This is a genomic window from Nonomuraea sp. NPDC059023, assembly GCF_042740095.1.
In the GTDB taxonomy this organism is placed as follows: Bacteria; Actinomycetota; Actinomycetes; order Streptosporangiales; family Streptosporangiaceae; genus Nonomuraea.
In genome coordinates this window covers 195871-212186 of record NZ_JBHYIO010000002.1, presented here as the reverse complement: position 1 = coordinate 212186, position 16316 = coordinate 195871, and the positions used below count along the sequence as shown (strand labels likewise).

The following is a 16316-nucleotide window of genomic DNA, read 5'->3' as shown; positions in this document are numbered from 1 at the left end:
GTCCACGCTAGTTCCAGAACGCCAGCCGGTGTTCGGCGGCGTAGTCGATGGGGCGGATCCTGCCCGGCTCCAGCGACAGGGTGCCGCCCTTGAGCTTGGGCCAGGCGGGCAGGCCGGCGCCGTTCGGGTCGCCGGTGCGGGCGAAGTTCGTCCAGTAGGAGAGCATCTGGCCGGAGAGCTTCTTCTGGGCCGGGCTCAGCTTCACGCCCTTCTCGGGGAAGAGGTACGGCAGGTCGCCCGCGTGGTAGGCGCCCAGGTCGAAATCGGCCTTGATGGGCAGGAACATCGGCGCGTCCCGGTCGGCGAACTCGAAGCCGTAGACCGGGGTCCGCCTGGCCAGCAGGGTGTTCTGGGCGTGGGTGCCGCGGGCCCACACGCGGTCGGTCATGACGGCGGCCCAGGCCACGGCGGGCTTGCCGTACCTCTTGAGCGGGTACTCCCTGGCGACCTCGGCCGTGCGCTCGCCGAACGTCTCCTTCAGCGCCTGCGGGTAGGCGATCTTGCCGCGCATGGCGGCGAAGATGCGGTGCTCGTCCTTGGTGGCCCCGGCCAGCACGGGTACGCGGTGGAAGCGGCCCTTCTCGATGGCCTTGGAGGGGATCTCGGGCAGGACGGCGTTGCCGTAGGCGTAGGACTGGAAGACGTTCATGATCTGCGGGACGGCGAGGATCTTCTTGACCGGCAGGCCCTTGAGGCAGGCCAGGTCGGCGCAGCCGAGTTGCTTGGCGTAGATCTGGCCGACCGCCTCGATCTGGGCCGCAGGGCGCCAGGCGTAGGACGGCTGGGCCTCCAGGCCGGGGATCATGCTGCCCGCGGGCATGTCCATCATGGTCTCGCCGCTCTGCATGGCGGCACGCTGGAACAGGCCCTTGGCGCCCGGCGAGGTGAGATGGCCGCCGATGGCCAGCGCGCCGAAGGAGATGCCGAACACCGTCACGTTGCCGGGGTCGCCGCCGAAGGCCGCCGCGTTGCGGCGTACCCAGCGCAGCGCCTCCTGCTGGTCCTGCAGGCCGTAGGTGCCGCCGTCGCGCAGGCCCGGGTAGCCGAACCCGCTGAACACCCCGAGCCGGTAGTTGATCGTGACCACGACCGCGTCCCCCGCGGCGGCGATCGCCCTGGCGTTGGAGTAGTGACCGGCGCCGAGCGCGCCGTCGCCGTGGATCCACACCATGACCGGCCGCTTGGCGCCCTTCCTGGCCGGGGTGGTGACGTTCAGGAACAGGCAGTCCTCGTTCTCGCTGGTGACCTTGGCGTAGTCGGACCCGACCTGTGGGCACGGGCTGCCCGGCTTGGTGGCGTCCTGGACGCCCTTCCAGGCCGCGGTGGGTCTCGGGGAGTCCCAGCGGGGCGCGCTGGCGTAGCGGATCCCCTCGAACAGGCGGTGCTGCCCGTCCTCCCTCCCGCGCACCGCGCCCTTGTCGGTGGTGACGACCGTGTCGATGATGGCCGGGTCGGGGCCCGCCGCCGTGCGCGCGTCGGCGCATCCGGTCAGCAGTACGGCTGCCGCGAGCAGAATCTTCATGCACCCCACGGTGCCGATCTCCGCACCTCCGCCGGAAGGAACGTCGATCCAGGATCGCCCAGGACAAATGTCCTGCCGCTCGAAGCGATGTCGGCGTTCGGCACTACCATCTCCGTCGATGGGCGTGAATGATCTGCGGCTGCCACAGGAGCTGCGCCAGCTGTTCACCGACGGCGGCATGGGGCGCACCCTGGCCGTCGGCATGCCCGCGGGCGAGCTGGTCTGGCCCGATCCCGGGTTCGCGCAGAAGGCGTCCAGGCCGGCGTTCTGGATGAGCGAGGAGCCCGTCGGCGGCGCGCTGTGGTCGGCCTTCCGCGCCGAGCACGCCCGCAGCGGGTTATGGCCGGTGCTGCTCGACGAGTCGGCCCAGGCGTGGGCGGCGGGCCAGGTGGTGCCCGACGACGCCGGCCAGATCGAGCACTTCACCGCCGAGGGCTTCATGGCCGAGGTCTGGCAGGAGTGGGTGGCGCAGGTGCCGGCCGAGGCGCTGAGCGAGCTGGAGCCCTTCGGGGCGCTCTGCCCGGGGCTGGCGCCGCCCGGCGTGCTGGTGGCCGAGCCCGGCGCGGTCGCCGACTGGTACGCGGGCGAGCTGGCGGTGCGCGGCATGCCGATGGGCCTGGCCGCGGTCGACCGGGGCGCCGACGCGCTGGCCGTCATGGGCTGGCAGGGCGCGCTGCACCACAACGAGTGGATGGTCCCGCTGGCCGCCGTGATCCGCAGCTGGGAGGACCGCTTCGGCGCCCGTGTGGTGAGCTTAGGCTTCAACACCCTCGAACTCAGCGTGGCCGCGCCGCCCGGGGACGTCGAGCATGCCCTGCACGTGGCGGCCGAGCACTGGACGTTCTGCCCGGACAACGTGGTGCAGGGGGCCGGCGACCTGATCGGCTACGCGGAGCAGCTGGTCGGCGGCCATGCCTGGTCGTTCTGGTGGGACTGACTCCAGGGGCCTCTCCTCCTTCCTGCCGGCCGGGGGTACGGCGGGCGCCGCGCCCCCGGCCGGTGTTCAGTGCAAGACGGCCAGCGCCCCGTAGTTGCCCGAGGACTCCGGTGGAATGGGGCCGCAATGGTCGTCAGGACGCCATTGCGAGACCCACGCCAGGCCGGGGTCGACCAGGTCGAGACCGTCCAGGACGGCTGCCAGGCGTTCGCGGTCGCGGGTCGCGTAGCCGGGCAGGGTCATGGCGATCAGGTCGTAGACGGCGGGCAACAACTCGGCGGGGATGCCGTCAAGGGTGGCCTGGAGGAGCCCCAGATGGCTGCCGGGTGGCCCGGCCTGTCCGAGGCGTTTGAGCACATATCTGAACTCCTCGTCGTCCAGGATGCTGTGTCCCGAGACGATCAGGATGCCCACCGGCCGATCCCAGTCGATGAACGTGTTCACGATCCGGTCGCCGAGCAACGTGTCGATCTCCCGGGCCTCTCCTTCGACGACGCGCACCAGGTCGGTGATCGGTTCGATAGTCGCGTGCGCGTTGGCCAGGATCATCGGGTCGGATTCGGCGTAGACCACGCGAGCGCTGGGGGTGAGCGGATGAGCTCGGGCGACGTCGTGGAGGAGGCGTCCGGCCGGCAGGCCGCCGGGGACGCCGCTGCCGATCACCAGGTGCTGGTCGGTTCCCACTGACGACAGATGGCGGATGACTCGGGCCAGGAAAGCGTGGACTTCCCTGGCGGCGGTAGCGCTCACGGCGGCGGCGCTGTCGTAGCGGCGGACGGCGTCTCGGTCAGCGAAGAAGTTGTTCTTTCCTCCGGCTGCCGCGTCTAGGACTCGGGTCGGCGTGGCTTTCTCTGTTACGAGATTGGCCAGGTTTCGGATGGCGCGTTGACGCATTGAGTGTGGGCCCTTTCCCCTCGCCACAAACAATCACGGGAAAGTTGGCACCTGACCCCACGCGGTGACCGAAGTCAATAATGATCCATAATCGCCGTGGTCTGGCAATAGCTATTTCGGGAAATACTTCTTTTTTGTTTGGGCGTTCAGAGGGGTCTCGGAAAACCCCTGGTAGAAGCTCTCCCGGCGCGGGCCGCGCCCATACCGGACAGGCCTGTTTACGCGGGCCCCGCACCGGACAAGCTCCGCGGCCCCCTCCGGCGCCCCGGCGGGCCCCCTGCCCGAAACCCGGTGCGCCGATGTACGCAGCGTGATCAGGGACCGAGGCGCTGGCGGTGGGCGTAGAGCAGGTCGAGCGTCTCGTCGCGGGTCGTGGTGATCACCGAGAGCTTGGCGAACGCCTGGTGGTAGACCTCGATCGAGGTCGTGTCGGTGACCAGCTCGTCGGACTCGATCCAGTGGGCGCAGGCCAGGTCCGGCTCGTACGGCTCGGCGAACCGCCACAACGTGAACGGCCCGGTCCGCGGCAGGTACGCCGGGTCGGTGATCGGCGCGATGTGGATCGACACGTTGGGCCGCTTGGCGTGCTGGATCAGCGCGTCGAGCTGCGCCGCCTGAACGTCTTCCCCGGCGATCGAGCGCATGAGGGCGCTCTCGTCGACCACGGCCCAGAAGACGGGCCCGTCGGGCCTGGTCAGCAGCGCCTGCCGGGTCAGCAGCACCTGGACGGCGTCGTCGACGGAGGTCAGGCCGGGCGTGGCCAGCCCGGCCACCTGGATGGCGGCCCTGGCGTAGAGCTCGGTCTGCAGCAGGGGCGGGACGATCTGGGTCTGGTAGGTCCTGATGACCGAGGCCCGCTCCTCCAGGGCGTAGGCGGTGGCCGCGAGCGGCGAGACGGTGCTGGCGTCGTACCAGGACGGCTCGCGTTCGCCTCTGGCCAGCGTCATCAGGTGCTCGCGCAGGTGCGGGGCGGCCACGCCGTACAGGGAGAGCATGCGGGCGACGGTCGCGGGCGCGGGGGCGAGCTTGCCCTCCTCGATCGCGGCGACGGCGGCCACGCCGCGGCCGAGCGCGAACTCCACGTCGGCGGGCGACATGCGGGCGGCCACCCGCAGGCCGCGCAGGCGGTCGGCGAGCGCGGTCACGGCGATGTCGCTGAGCCTGGCGGCGTCGGGCAGGTCGTTGGTCGCGGTCCTGGCGGGCAGGCCCTCGGCGCGGCGGGCGATGTCGACGACGTCGCGCAGCAGGTCGAGCGAGCCCTCGGACAGGCCTGACGCGGAGGCGCCGATCGCGGCGGCGCGCAACTGCAGGTCCTGCATGGCCCCGGACTCCAGATAGTCCTCACCGAGGAGCCACCCGACACTCACCTGAAGGTAACTGGCCAGGGCCTGGAGCACCTGCAGCGTCGGGTTGGTCTGCTTGCCGGTGCGCAGCTGGCTGACGTAGGCCCTGGTGATCGGGATGCCGGCGGTCGTCAGGGCGGCGGCCACCTGAGCACCCGTGTATCCGCGCTTGCTCAGCGCGTGATCGAGTCGCTCAGCGAAATTTGCCACCAAACCTCCCGTCGGGAGCGGACTGACCACAGCGTAAAGGAAGGCCCCCTGACCTGCGTAATCTTCCCATGACGAAAGTGACAGTTGACACGCTAGAACACATCTGAGCACTATCAAAACCGTATCTGATAACTGCCACTTAACAACGAGAGGTGGCCGGGTCGTGATCCAGGGCAGCTCGTGGTTCGTCAGAGACCAGACCGGACAGGGCGCGCAGGCCCTCGCCATCCAGCAGATCTGCGTCCGGATAGCCGGTCCTGAAGCCCGGATACGCACCGCCGACCTGCCCTTGGGCGGCGTCCAGGTGTGGGCGGAGCCCGATTCGTGCGCTCATGACCGGCTCTGGGCCGTCCACCACCGGATGGCCCGCGAGATCGGCCTGGCCGGATGGCATACCGAGGTCGGCTCCGACCGGCTGCTCGTGCTCGGCTGGAGCGCGCCCGCGCTCGACCACCGCGCCCGTGTGCTGCGCAACGCGCTCGAACACCGGCTCGACGACCACGAAAGGACCGCCTCGCTGGCCCTCAGGACCGCCGCCCGGCTGCTGTGCCGGCCCGGCGCCGACCCGGCCGACATCGCCGCGCAGACCCTGGACCGCGTGGCGCGGGACCTGCGCTGGCCGGCCAGGCTCGCCGTACTCGGAGACCTGGAACGCACCTCCACCGTCGAGCCACTCAGGATCAGGCTCGCCCAGGTGACCGGCCTCGAGGAACGCGTGCGCCGGCGCTGCGCCGAACACCTGGACATCGCCTTGCGCGCCATCCGCACCCTGGCCGGACTGACCGCCCCTCCCCCGGAACCGCAACCCGAGACCCGCCTGGTGGGCACCGCGGAGCGCCTGGTCGCTGCGACCGTACCCAATCGGAGTCCCCAATGACGCTCACGCCCATCCGTGAGCACGTCACGCTCCCGCCGGCGGCCAAGAAGGCCGCCGAGAAGAAACCCAGGAAGCGGCGGCGCCCGCACCGCCACCGCGCCCGCCGTGGTTACGTCCTGCTGCGCCTGGTCGCCGCCGGCGCGGTCGTGGCGATCATGGCGGACAGCACGGCGACGACGCTGGCCGTACCTCTGCTGAGCGCCGATCCCATGACGGCGGGACTGCCCCTCGCCGAGATCACGTGGGTGAGCACGGGGAACTTCGCGGCGGTCGCCGCGCTGCTGGCGACGGCGGGCCGCTTCGCCGACCTGCTCGGCCGGCGCAGCGTGCTCGCGCTCGGCCTCCTGATCTACGGCCTCGGCGCCACCGCGGTGATCCTGGCGCCCGCCTGGCACGTTCTGCTCGCCGGGCGGCTCGCAGAGGGCCTGGGCGCCGCGATGATGTTCCCCGCGTCGCTGGGGCTGCTGCTCGGCGAGCTCCCTCCCGCGCGCCGCGCCGGGGCGGTCGCGCTGTGGGGCGCGTCCTCCGGGATCGGCGCGCTCGCCCTGCAGGGCGGTGGTGGCTGGCTCATGGAGGCGTACGGCTGGCGCGGCCTGTACCTGCCCGGGGCGATCCTGGCGGGCCTGCTGCTCTGCCTCACCATCCGCCTGCCACGGTCGCGCGGCAGCAATCGCCGCCTCCCCGACATCCTCGGCGCCTTCGCCCTCGTCGGCGCCATCGCCAGCGCGGTGATCGCCGTCTCCCGCGGCGACGTGTGGGGCTGGACCTCCGACCGGACACTGATCTGCGCCGGAGCGGCGGTGGTGCTGCTCGGCGCGGCACTGGCCACCTCGTGGCGGCACCCGGCCGGGGCGATCGACATGGGGTTGTGGCGGCGGCCCGGGTTCCTGTGGGGCGGCAGCGCGTCGTTCCTCTACGGCGCGCTGTCGTTCATCGTGCTCGCGACAGGTCCGCTCTACCTGCGCGAAAGCGGGTTCGACACCATACAGATCGGCTGGTGGCTGACGCCGATCTCGATCGCGATGATCGTGGCCAGCCCGATGGCCACGCTGGCCAGCCGCCGGCTCAGCCTCAACGGCGTCATCTACCTGGGCGCGCTGATCCTCGGCGGCGGCTGCGCGCTCCTGCTCGCCCAGCCGTCGCCCACGATGTGGAGCCTGCTGGGCGCGGTCCTGCTCGGCAGCGGCTTCGGCCTGCTGTCGACTGGAACGTTCACCGCGGGCACGATCGCCGCCGAACCGACCCAGTACGCGGCGGCGGTCGGCGCGATCAACACGGCCAGGATGCTCGGCGGCGCCATCGGCGTGGCCGCCGCCTCCGTGCTGATCGAGCACCCGTTCCTGAGCGGGCCCGCCCCGGGGTTCGCCTCCGTCTTCACCGCCTGCCTCGGGATCACGGCCATCATCGGGACGGCCGCGCTGGTGCGGGTCGCCCGCGGGGCCGGCCGGACTCCCATGCCCGGAGTGCTCGCCCTCGAAGAGGAGGTGGCGATGCTGCGCCACCTGCTCGCCGAGCTGCGCGCCAGCTTCATCCAGGTCCGCGCCGAGGCCGAGGAGGAGCTGGCCAGGTTCGGCATCCACGATCCGTCCGGAGTCCGGGTTGGCTGGCCACCTGGCGTCCCCGGGCAGCGGCAACCCTCTGACCAGCGCTGAACCCCCCGTAGGAGCACTTCATGCACGACGACGACGAACCCCGCCGGCCGTACCAGCACCCCTACCAGAACCCCGACGAGACGCCCACCGACGACATGCCCGCGCTGTCGGCGGCGACCGCGCGCACCGTCCACCGGCTGCGCCACATCCGACAGGTGTCCGACCTGGCCATCAACGTGATCGACCAGGCTCTGGAGCGCGCGTCGTGAGCGCCCGCCGCAAGCTCACCGTCACGGTGGAGCCGGGCTTCACCGGCGAGCAGCAGGACGAGCTGGCCGCGCGGATCGGCGGCGCGGCCCGCGAGGTGCTCGGCCGCGGCGCCCGGGTCGAGGTGGACGCCGAGCCCCCGATGGACGCCCGTGCCCGTCGCGAGGCGGCGATCCGCGCCGCGTCGTGGTCGGGCTGCTGATGACCGCCCCGACGCTGTTACCCCGGACCGCTCCGGTGCCCTCCTGGGGCAGCACGGTGCTCGTGATGGCACTGCGCGCCCGGGCGGCCGTGATCTGCGACGCGGAGCTGCGCCGCCTGTCCGCCCGCGTCCCGGAACTGGACGCCCGTGCCCGCGACGAGGTGGGCCGGACCGTCCAGCGGGTGGTGGACGCCTTCCTCGGCGGCGACCTCGGCCAGCGCGTGGCCCATGACGCGGGCCTGGCGGAGGCGCTGCGCGTGCTCTTCTCACTCGACCCCTCGGGAGGCAGATCGTGACCAGAGTGGGTGTCGTGGTTCCGCCCGCCAACCCGGCGGTGGAGCCGGAGTTCGCGCGCCTGCTGGGCGCGCGGGCGGACCTGCACGTCACCCGCTTCCCCGTACGGCCCGGCCTGCAACTGGCCGAACGCCTGGACGCCTACAACGAGGCACTGCCCGCCATGATCCGCTCGTTCGGCGGCCTGCCGCTCGACGCCCTGGTCATGGCCTGCAGCGGCTCGCGCTATCTCCTCGGCCCCGAGCTCGACCGGCGCCGCTGCGAAGAGCTCAGCGCCGAGTTCGGCCTGCCGGTCGCCTCGGCCACCGAGGCCACCCGGCGGGCGCTGGAACACCTGGGCACGCGGGAGATCACGCTGGTCTCGCCGTACCAGCCGTGGCTGACCGACCATGCCGACCGGTACTGGTCGGCGGCCGGGGTGCGGGTGTCCAGGGTGATCCCGGTCAAGGCGGGCGAGCGCTTCGCGCCGTACGAGGTGACCACCGAAGAGCTCGTCGGCCAGATCGAGCAGGCCAGGGCGGCGCCCGACGCCGTACTGCTGCTGACCGGCACCGGCATGCCCACGCTCCGCGCGATCGGCAAGCTGGCCGAGGACAACGACCGGGTCGTGCTGACCTCCAACCTGTGCGGCGCGTGGTGGGCGCTGACCAGCGCGGGCCAGCAGGTCATGCTCGGCCGCAGGAAACACCGTGACGGCGAGCGGGTGCCGACGTGAGCGCCGTGATCGTGGCCGGAGCCGGCCCGGTCGGGCTGGCCGCGGCGCTCACCCTGGCGAGGGCGGAGGTGCCGGTGCTCGTGCTGGAGCGCGAGCCGGCGCTCGGCACCCGCTCGCGCGCCTCCACCATCCATCCGGCCACGCTCGACCTGCTGGACGAGCTCGGTGTCGCGGCCGGCCTCGTCGCGCGCGGCGTGGTCGTGGACCGGGTGCAGTGGCGCGACCTTGCCGGCGCGGTGCTGGCCGAGATGCGGATGGCGGGCCTGGCCGGGCTCACCGCGCATCCGTTCCGCCTGCACGCCGAGCAGGCGGCGCTCACGCCGCTGCTGCTGGGCGAACTCGGCGCGTACGCGCATGCCGAGGTCCGGTTCGGGGCGCCGGTCGAGGCGGTGGCTCTCACGGGCACCGCCGTACGGGTCAGGACCGGGGGCGGATGGGAGCGCGCCCGCTACCTGATCAGCGCCGACGGGGCGCACAGCACCGTCAGGTCCCTGCTCGGCCTGCCGTTCCCCCAGTCCGGCTACCCCACCCAGGCGCTGCGCATCTTCACGGGCTCGCGCCTGGAGGAGATGCTGCCGGGCCTGGCCCCGCTCACCTACGTCCGCGATCCGGCCCAGTCGTGCAGCCTGCTCCGCCTGCCCGACCACTGGCGGATCATCCTCAGGCTCGCGCCCCGGGAGGCCATTCCCGGCCGGGTGGCGGGCCTGGCCCTCACCGACCTGAACATCCTCGGCACGCACCGCTACGACCTGGCCAGCGGTGTGCTCGCCTCCTTCCGGCACGGCCGGGTGCTGTTCGCCGGTGACGCCGCGCACGTCACCTCCACCGCCGGCGGCCTCAACATGAACGCCGGCATCCACGACGCGGTCGACCTCGGCAGAACACTCGCCGGCGTACTCGGGGGACACCAGCCGCCTGCCGCGCTGGAGAGCTGGGCGCGCCGCCGCCGCGCCGTCCTCGTCGACCACGTCATCCCGGCCAGCGAGGCCAGGGTCGCGGGGGTGCAGGACGGCGACGCCGCCCGGCTGCCCGCCGCCATGGCCGCGCTGCGCGCGATCGCCGCCGACGGCGAGGCCACCCGGGCCTACCTGGCCAAGGCCTCCATGCTCGACACCGTCCCCCTTCCCGTGAGGCACACCTGACATGCGAATCTGGTTCCAGAAGCACGCCGTCGAGGGCCGCTCGCCGCTGCTCGACAAGCTTTACGCGGAGCACCTGTCCAAGGTGGCCGGACCCGGCACCACCATCGAGATCCACACCCTGCCGCCGCAGACCTACGCCGCCGAACTACCCGAGGAACTGGTCGGCTTCGGGCCGCTCGGCCTGCTGTTCGGCGACTACTTCGCGCGCACCGCCGGCGCCGCCGAGCGCGACGGCTGCGCCGCCTGGATCAGCGGCGCCGGCCAGGACCCCGGACTCGCCGCCGCGCGCGTGCGCGCCACCATCCCCGTCATCGGGTACGGCGACGCCACCTGGCACGCCGCCCGCCACGAGCGGCACCGGCTGGGCCTGATCGGCTTCATCCCGCACCTGGCCGAGCCGATCACCGACAACATCCGGGCCGCCGGCGCCACCCTGGCCGCCTACGAGATGATCGACAACGGGGCGGCGGTGGTCACCAGGGCGCTGGCCCAGGACTTCGACCCGTTCGTCCGCGCGTACACGGCGGCCGCGCGGCGGGCGGCCAGGGCCGGCGCGCAATGGCTGGTGCCCGCCGAGGGCATACCCAACGAGATCCTGGTCCACCTCGGCATCCGCGACCTGCACGGGCTGCCGGTGATCGACCCCGGCGGCCTGGCCGTCAAGACCGCCGAGCATCTCGTACGGCTGCGCGACCTCGGCATCACCGCCCGGGCCGACGCCGGCTACTGGAACCGGCGCCCGCCCGCGGTCGTCCTGGAGCACGCCGAGCGGATCCTGGGGGCACGGCCATGAGTTACCCGTCCGACCGGCCGCGGCGGCTGCGCCGTACCGCGGCGTTGCGCGCGCTCGTCGCCGAGACCAGGCTGCACCCGTCGGACCTCGTGCAGCCCCTGTTCGTCCGCGAGGGCATCGAAGAGCCCCGGCCCATCCCCTCCATGCCGGGCCAGGTCCAGCACACGCGCGAGAGCCTGCGCAAGGCCGCCGCCGCCGCGGCGCAGGCCGGCGTGGGCGGGATCATGCTCTTCGGTGTCCCCGCGGCCAAGCACGCCGACGGGCGCGGCGCCTGGGACCCCGAGGGCATCGCCCAGCTCGCCCTCGCCGACGTCGCCGCCGAGGTCGGCGAGGCCACCGTCGTGATCGGCGACATCAACCTGGACGAGTACACCGACCACGGGCACGTCGGCCTGCTCGGCCCGGACGGCGACGTCGACAACGACGCGACGCTGCGCGCCTACTCCAGGGTCGCCGTCGCGCAGGCCGCCGCCGGCGCGACCATCGTGGCGCCCAGCGGCATGATGGACGGCCAGGTAGCCGCCATCCGCGCCGGGCTCGACGCCGCCGGGTACCAGCGGGTGCCCATCCTGGCCTACGCCGCCAAGTACGACTCCGCCTTCTACGGGCCCTTCCGCACCGCCGTGGAGTCGTCGCTGGTCGGCACCCGCTCCACCCACCAGCAGGACCCGGCCAACCTCCGCGAGTCGATGCGCGAGGTCGAGCTCGACGTCGAGGAGGGCGCCGACCTGGTGATGGTCAAACCGGCCGGGCTCTACCTCGACGTGGTGCGCAGGGTCGCCGACGCGGTCGACGTCCCCGTCGCCGCCTACCAGGTGTCCGGGGAGTACGCCGCGCTGGAGGCCGCCGCCGGGCACGGCTGGCTGCAGCGCGAACGGGCCATCGAGGAGAGCCTCACCGCGATCCGCCGGGCCGGCGCCCGGATCGTTCTCACGTACTGGGCCACCGAGGTCGCCCAGCGACTGCACCGCTAGCCCCTCCGGAGGAGAAGACGTGTCCCGCGAACTGTGTGAGCACTACGGGCCTCACCTGTACGACTACTGCAGGACGGAGCTTGGCGAGTCCGACGCCGAGCTGGCCGCCGCGGGCACGTTGCTGACCGCGTCGGCGCGCGCGGGCCAGGTCACCGACCCGGCCGCGCTGCGCCCCTGGCTGTACGCGCTGGCCCGCGCGCACCGCGCCGCGCGGGCCGCCTCGCACCCGGCGAGCACCGGGTCGTGGGCGCGTTCCAGCCGCATGTCCGACCTGCTGCCCGAGGCGCTGATCGCGCTCGACGGCCCGTACAGGGAACTGCTCGATCTTTCGGTACGGCACGGCCTGCCGCACGCCGAGATCGCCCTGCTGTTCGACGTGCCCGAATCCCTGATCGACGCCACCGTCAGGGAGGCGGCGTGGCGGCTGGAGACCTGGCTGGCCGCGGTCACCGCGGCACGGGCCGCCCACGGGTGCGCCCAGCTGGCCGGGCGGGTGGCGGAGTGGGCCGCCGCGCCCAGCCGCAGCACCCGCGCCCGGCTGGGGCGGCACCTGTACGGGTGCGTGTCGTGCCTGGCCGCGCCCAAGGGGATGCCCGCGGCCACCCTGCTCACCCACCTGCCGATCGCGGCGCCGCGCGGGCCGCTGTCGGACCTGCTGCCGCTCGCCTCGCCGCTGGCCCCGGACACGGTGGGGTGGCGGGCCGACGGGTTTCCCGTGCAGTCCCACGGTCTTGGCGGCGTCCCGCACGCGCGCCTGGCCGACGGCGCCGCCCTGGCCACGCCGCCGCCGAGCGCCCTCACCGCCACGCACGCGGCGTACGCCGACGCGCGGGCGGCCGATCCCCTGAACACCCCGGTCGCCGACCCCACGACGGCGACCGGGGCCGGGGTCCGACCGGGGGCGGGCGCGGCTGCCCCCGGCCGGATTCCCCTCCCTCTCGGCCCGGACTTCACCTCGACGGACGCGTTCCCCAGCCTTCCCCCCGACGCACCCTCCACCCCGAGCCCCACCGCCGCACCACCGGCCCTTGGAGCCACCAGCACGCCACCCGGCCTTGAGGCCACCAGCGCGTCACCCGGCCCGGCGCCCACCGGTGCGCCATCCGGCCTTGGGCCCACCGGTGCGCCATCCGGCCCTTTCCCCACCGGGGGCGCGTCGTCTGGCCGGGGTTCCGGCGCCTCGTCCGCGCGGGTTTCGGCCGACCACACCTTCTCCGGGCGTGCTTCCGGTGACACGCCCGGAGAAGCGGCGGGGTCCGGGTACCTGGACGCGCTGATCGCCTTCGGAGCCGATCGCAGGACCGCCGCGCCGGATGCCGAGGCCACCGATCCCTCCCTCGGACCGACGGCCGGGCCGCCCCTGGGGTTCGGCGGCCCGGCCCGGCCCGGCGGGTCATCCCATGCGGGGCAGCCAGGTCGCGGGCACCCGTACGCGACGCCCATCTACGCGGCCCCCGTCTACGGCGCGGAACCCGACGAACCCCCCACCACCCACGAGCCCGCCGTCGCCCACCGCAGCACCGACTTCCAGGAGACGGACCCTCGCGGAGCCGGCACCTCTCGTGGCGAGGCCACCCCGTTCCACGAGGACGCCGCTCTACCTCGCGGGGACACGGGCCTGCCGCGCGGGGACACGGGTCTCCCTCGTGGGGACACGGGCTCCTCTCGGGATGGCGCCACGTCCTCGCGCGGCGACGCCGTTCCACCTCATGGGGACATGAGCCCCACGCGCGGCGACACCCGGCCCTCGCACGGGGACGGGGGCGACTTCGCCGAGCGTGATCCCTACGCCCTCCCCTACACCGCGGCCACCCCCGAGGAGCCGCTGGCCGAGGACGAGTTCCGGGCGTGGGAACGGCGGGGCGGCAAGTGGGACGAGTTCTGGAAGGACCGTCCCGACGAGGCCGATCCCGAGGCGCGCATCTCGGTGCGTTCGGTGGCGAGGGTCGGGCTGCTGGTCGGCGCCGGGGTGCTGGTGGCCGGTCTGGCGTGGTCGGGCATCCACGCCCGCCCCCGTCCCACCACGGTCAGCGAGGCCGCGGCCCCGCAACCCCGGCCCGTGATCACCCTGAACGAGCCGGGCTCCGACCCCGAGGTGGAGGTCCCGCCGCAGGAGAACCGGGGGACGACCGATCCAGAACAGCTCATACCGGGAAGGACGCCGCCGCCGACCACCTCCCCCAGCACGAACCCCGCGGAGCCGAAGGACGGCGCCACGAAGAAGCCGTCGGACACGAGAAGCTCCGACGACTCGCCCGATCCGCCGCGCGAGCCCACCACGGCGCCCACCCGCCAGCCGACGAGACAACCGACGAAGCAGCCGACCAAACAGCCGACGAAGCAGCCCACGAAGGCGCCCGACAGGGGTCCGGCGAGGGAGTCGGCGGAGCCGATGGCCAAGAAGGTCGAGCTGCCGAAGCCGCCGCCGCCCAGCGCGCGGTTGTCGAACTCGTCGGCGTCGCTGGGGTCGGGCCGGACGGGTTCGTTCTCGCTCGACTGCGAGGGCTCCTGCCAGATCACCTCGGCCTCCGGCTCGAACAACATCAGCGTCTCCGGCTCCTCCTACACGGTCAGCGCTCCCACCAGCCGTCCCGGCTGCCCGGGAGCCCCCACGACCGAGTCGGGCACGATCACCGTCTCGTGGTCGGGCACCAGGACCGGTGACGGCACCACCACCGCCGGAACCACCAGCGGCGACGGCACGCTGACGATGAGCGTGTCGTGGACGGTGGCCAAGGACAAGGGCACGTTCGTGCCCGACATGAAGGGCGGCGGCTACTGGAGCAACTGCAGCCCGAACAGCGCCGACTACTGAGGCAGGGGATCTGATGAAAGGGTTCTTCACCGGCATCTCCCGGCGCGAGAAGCAGTTCGCCGTCGCCGGGATCGTGATCGCGCTGGTGTTCTTCATGCCGTTCCTGGCGATGGCGGATCCGGGCAGCATCCCGGGTTCCGGGCCATCCGGTACGCGGCCGACGTCGGCCCAGGAGAAGGCGCTCGACGTGAAGCAGGGCGACTCGTGCAAGGACGTGCTGCCCGCCGACACCCCGTCGTACGTGGTGTGCGAATGGCTGACGCCGCCGCAGGACGCGGCGAAGGTGGCGGCGTTCTGGGCGGCGGACGGCGGGGCCAACTTCGAGAAGGCGCGCCCGTTGCCGCAGAACTACGTGCGCTGCAACCAGAAGACGGACCTGTCGAAGGAGCCGAACTGCCGGGGCGGGCAGACGTTCTGCGAGGAGTTGCCGAGCGGCTGGTACAAGTGCATCAACATGGTGAACAACCAGGTCACCTACGAGAAGTACGTGAACGGCAAGAAGCAGGTCCTGACCAGCCCGCCGCCCGACGCCATGACCCCCGCCGACCGCGACGGCACCGACCGTGCCCCCTCAGACTCCGGCACGACGGACCCCGGCAGGACCGACTCCGGTACGACGGACCCTGGTAGGACAGACCCGGGTACGACGGACCGGGGTACGACAGACCGGGGTACGACGGACCCAGGAACGACAGACCCGGGTACGACAGACCCGGGTACGACAGACTCCAGGACGACGGACCCCGGTACGACGGATCCCGGCAAGGGTGACACCGGTGAGACGGGGCGGCCCGCCGTACCCTCGCCGGCGCCCTCCGACGAGCTAGGGCCCGGGCCCACCGTGGGCTCCACCGCGCCCGTCGCCACCGCGATCACGGCCGCGAGCAAGGCCGGGCTGCGGATCTGGGTGGAGAACGACCTGGCCGACGACTTCCGCGCCGGTGACGCGCAGTTCAGGGCGGCGGTGGCCAAGCTCGTGGCGGCGGCGAAGCGGCCGGGCGTGGTGGGCGTGAAGTTCGCCGACTACCTGGGCTTCCGTGACTTCACCTCGGCGTCGCAGGTCAAGCGGTTCGTCTCCGAGGCGACGAAGGCGCTGCGGGCGAAGCTGCCCGGCAAACGGCTGGCGATGGGCGTCGTGGTGCCCGAACTCGGCTGCGGCCAGGCCGAGCAGTGCGTCGCGGACATGCGCTCGCGCTATCCGCTGGTGACGCGCTCGCGGGTCGACGACTACATCCGCACCTCCGGGGTGGACCGCGTGTACGTGGCCTCCGGCCTGTTCGGCAAGTCGTACAGCGGCTTCAAGGTCACCCTGGACGGCCAGGAGAGCGCGATCACCCCGGCCATCGCCGCGCAGGCCCAGTGGATGGCGGTCAAGGCGCTCGGATGGGACGCCGTGGTACAGATCGGCTCGCGCGAGTACGGCCTGACCCACGCCGGCCAGAGCTCCCCCTGGGACAAGGAACGCGCGCAGGCCGAAGTCGACGCCCGGGTCGGCAACGCGATCGGCCTCGGCGCGCAGACCGTCACCCTGTGGGGCCACCGGATCAGCTACGACGCCGACCACCGCCGCATCCTCGACGCCGGCCTGGCGCCGAACGCGGTGTGGCAGGCCCTGATCGGCAAGGGCATGCGGGAACGGCTGTCGGTGCTGTTCGATCCGGGCAATCCGGAGGTGAGCGTGAGCGCGGACATCCAGGCGCTGGCCAAGGGTGTCAGCGAGATCTTCGTGCTGGTGTGAG

General features: G+C 72.7%; 15 protein-coding genes. 12 read left to right on the top strand and 3 right to left on the bottom strand.

Annotated elements, in window-relative coordinates:
• Positions 1 to 7: 7 nt before the first annotated feature.
• Positions 8 to 1522 (bottom strand): carboxylesterase/lipase family protein, encoded by a 1515-nt coding sequence (locus ACFWYW_RS04350; protein ID WP_379609616.1) that lies wholly within the window; start codon positions 1520 to 1522, stop codon positions 8 to 10.
• A 118-nt stretch (positions 1523 to 1640) separates the two neighbouring features.
• Here ACFWYW_RS04350 and ACFWYW_RS04345 point away from each other — a divergent pair, with 118 nt between their 5' ends.
• Positions 1641 to 2459, top strand: coding sequence for a DUF4253 domain-containing protein (locus ACFWYW_RS04345; RefSeq protein ID WP_379609615.1), 819 nt, complete (start codon positions 1641 to 1643; stop codon positions 2457 to 2459).
• Positions 2460 to 2525: 66 nt separating this feature from the next.
• Here ACFWYW_RS04345 and ACFWYW_RS04340 read toward each other — a convergent pair whose 3' ends face one another.
• Both ACFWYW_RS04340 and ACFWYW_RS04335 read right to left on the bottom strand, forming a co-directional pair.
• On the bottom strand, positions 2526 to 3353 hold the full coding sequence (locus ACFWYW_RS04340) for an SAM-dependent methyltransferase (protein WP_379609614.1): 828 nt from the start codon (positions 3351 to 3353) through the stop codon (positions 2526 to 2528).
• A 314-nt stretch (positions 3354 to 3667) separates the two neighbouring features.
• Positions 3668 to 4906 carry a Scr1 family TA system antitoxin-like transcriptional regulator gene (locus ACFWYW_RS04335; RefSeq protein ID WP_379609613.1) on the bottom strand — a complete coding sequence of 413 codons (1239 nt, stop codon included), beginning with the start codon at positions 4904 to 4906 and terminating at the stop codon, positions 3668 to 3670.
• A 163-nt stretch (positions 4907 to 5069) separates the two neighbouring features.
• Here ACFWYW_RS04335 and ACFWYW_RS04330 point away from each other — a divergent pair, with 163 nt between their 5' ends.
• The 11 genes from ACFWYW_RS04330 (at position 5070) to ACFWYW_RS04280 (ending at position 16315) form a co-directional block, all read left to right on the top strand.
• Positions 5070 to 5783 (top strand): hypothetical protein, encoded by a 714-nt coding sequence (locus tag ACFWYW_RS04330; RefSeq protein ID WP_379609612.1) that lies wholly within the window; start codon positions 5070 to 5072, stop codon positions 5781 to 5783.
• Entirely contained in the window at positions 5780 to 7435 is a 1656-nt protein-coding gene (locus ACFWYW_RS04325; protein ID WP_379609611.1) for an MFS transporter, read from the top strand. Before ACFWYW_RS04330 ends, ACFWYW_RS04325 begins: the two co-directional genes overlap by 4 nt.
• A 20-nt stretch (positions 7436 to 7455) precedes the next feature.
• Positions 7456 to 7644 (top strand): hypothetical protein, encoded by a 189-nt coding sequence (locus ACFWYW_RS04320; RefSeq protein WP_379609610.1) that lies wholly within the window; start codon positions 7456 to 7458, stop codon positions 7642 to 7644.
• Positions 7641 to 7844: a hypothetical protein gene (locus ACFWYW_RS04315; RefSeq protein ID WP_379609609.1), complete on the top strand. Its 204-nt coding sequence runs from the start codon at positions 7641 to 7643 to the stop codon at positions 7842 to 7844. Before ACFWYW_RS04320 ends, ACFWYW_RS04315 begins: the two co-directional genes overlap by 4 nt.
• Before the next feature lie 65 nt (positions 7845 to 7909).
• Entirely contained in the window at positions 7910 to 8140 is a 231-nt protein-coding gene (locus tag ACFWYW_RS04310) for a hypothetical protein (RefSeq protein WP_379609608.1), read from the top strand.
• Positions 8137 to 8853 (top strand): hypothetical protein, encoded by a 717-nt coding sequence (locus ACFWYW_RS04305; RefSeq protein WP_379609607.1) that lies wholly within the window; start codon positions 8137 to 8139, stop codon positions 8851 to 8853. The genes ACFWYW_RS04310 and ACFWYW_RS04305 overlap by 4 nt, the downstream gene beginning before the upstream one ends.
• Complete coding sequence (locus tag ACFWYW_RS04300) at positions 8850 to 9995, top strand: FAD-dependent oxidoreductase (RefSeq protein WP_379609606.1); 1146 nt, start codon at positions 8850 to 8852, stop codon at positions 9993 to 9995. The genes ACFWYW_RS04305 and ACFWYW_RS04300 overlap by 4 nt, the downstream gene beginning before the upstream one ends.
• A 1-nt stretch (position 9996) precedes the next feature.
• Positions 9997 to 10788 carry an aspartate/glutamate racemase family protein gene (locus ACFWYW_RS04295; protein WP_379609605.1) on the top strand — a complete coding sequence of 264 codons (792 nt, stop codon included), beginning with the start codon at positions 9997 to 9999 and terminating at the stop codon, positions 10786 to 10788.
• Positions 10785 to 11762, top strand: a complete 978-nt coding sequence (gene hemB / locus ACFWYW_RS04290) for a porphobilinogen synthase (protein WP_379609604.1) — start codon at positions 10785 to 10787, stop codon at positions 11760 to 11762. The genes ACFWYW_RS04295 and hemB overlap by 4 nt, the downstream gene beginning before the upstream one ends.
• A 19-nt stretch (positions 11763 to 11781) precedes the next feature.
• Complete coding sequence (locus ACFWYW_RS04285; protein ID WP_379640902.1) at positions 11782 to 14577, top strand: PT domain-containing protein; 2796 nt, start codon at positions 11782 to 11784, stop codon at positions 14575 to 14577.
• A gap of 13 nt (positions 14578 to 14590) precedes the next feature.
• The gene (locus ACFWYW_RS04280; RefSeq protein WP_379609601.1) at positions 14591 to 16315 is read left to right on the top strand and encodes a hypothetical protein; all 1725 of its coding nucleotides are present in this window, start codon (positions 14591 to 14593) and stop codon (positions 16313 to 16315) included.
• Position 16316: the final 1 nt, after the last annotated feature.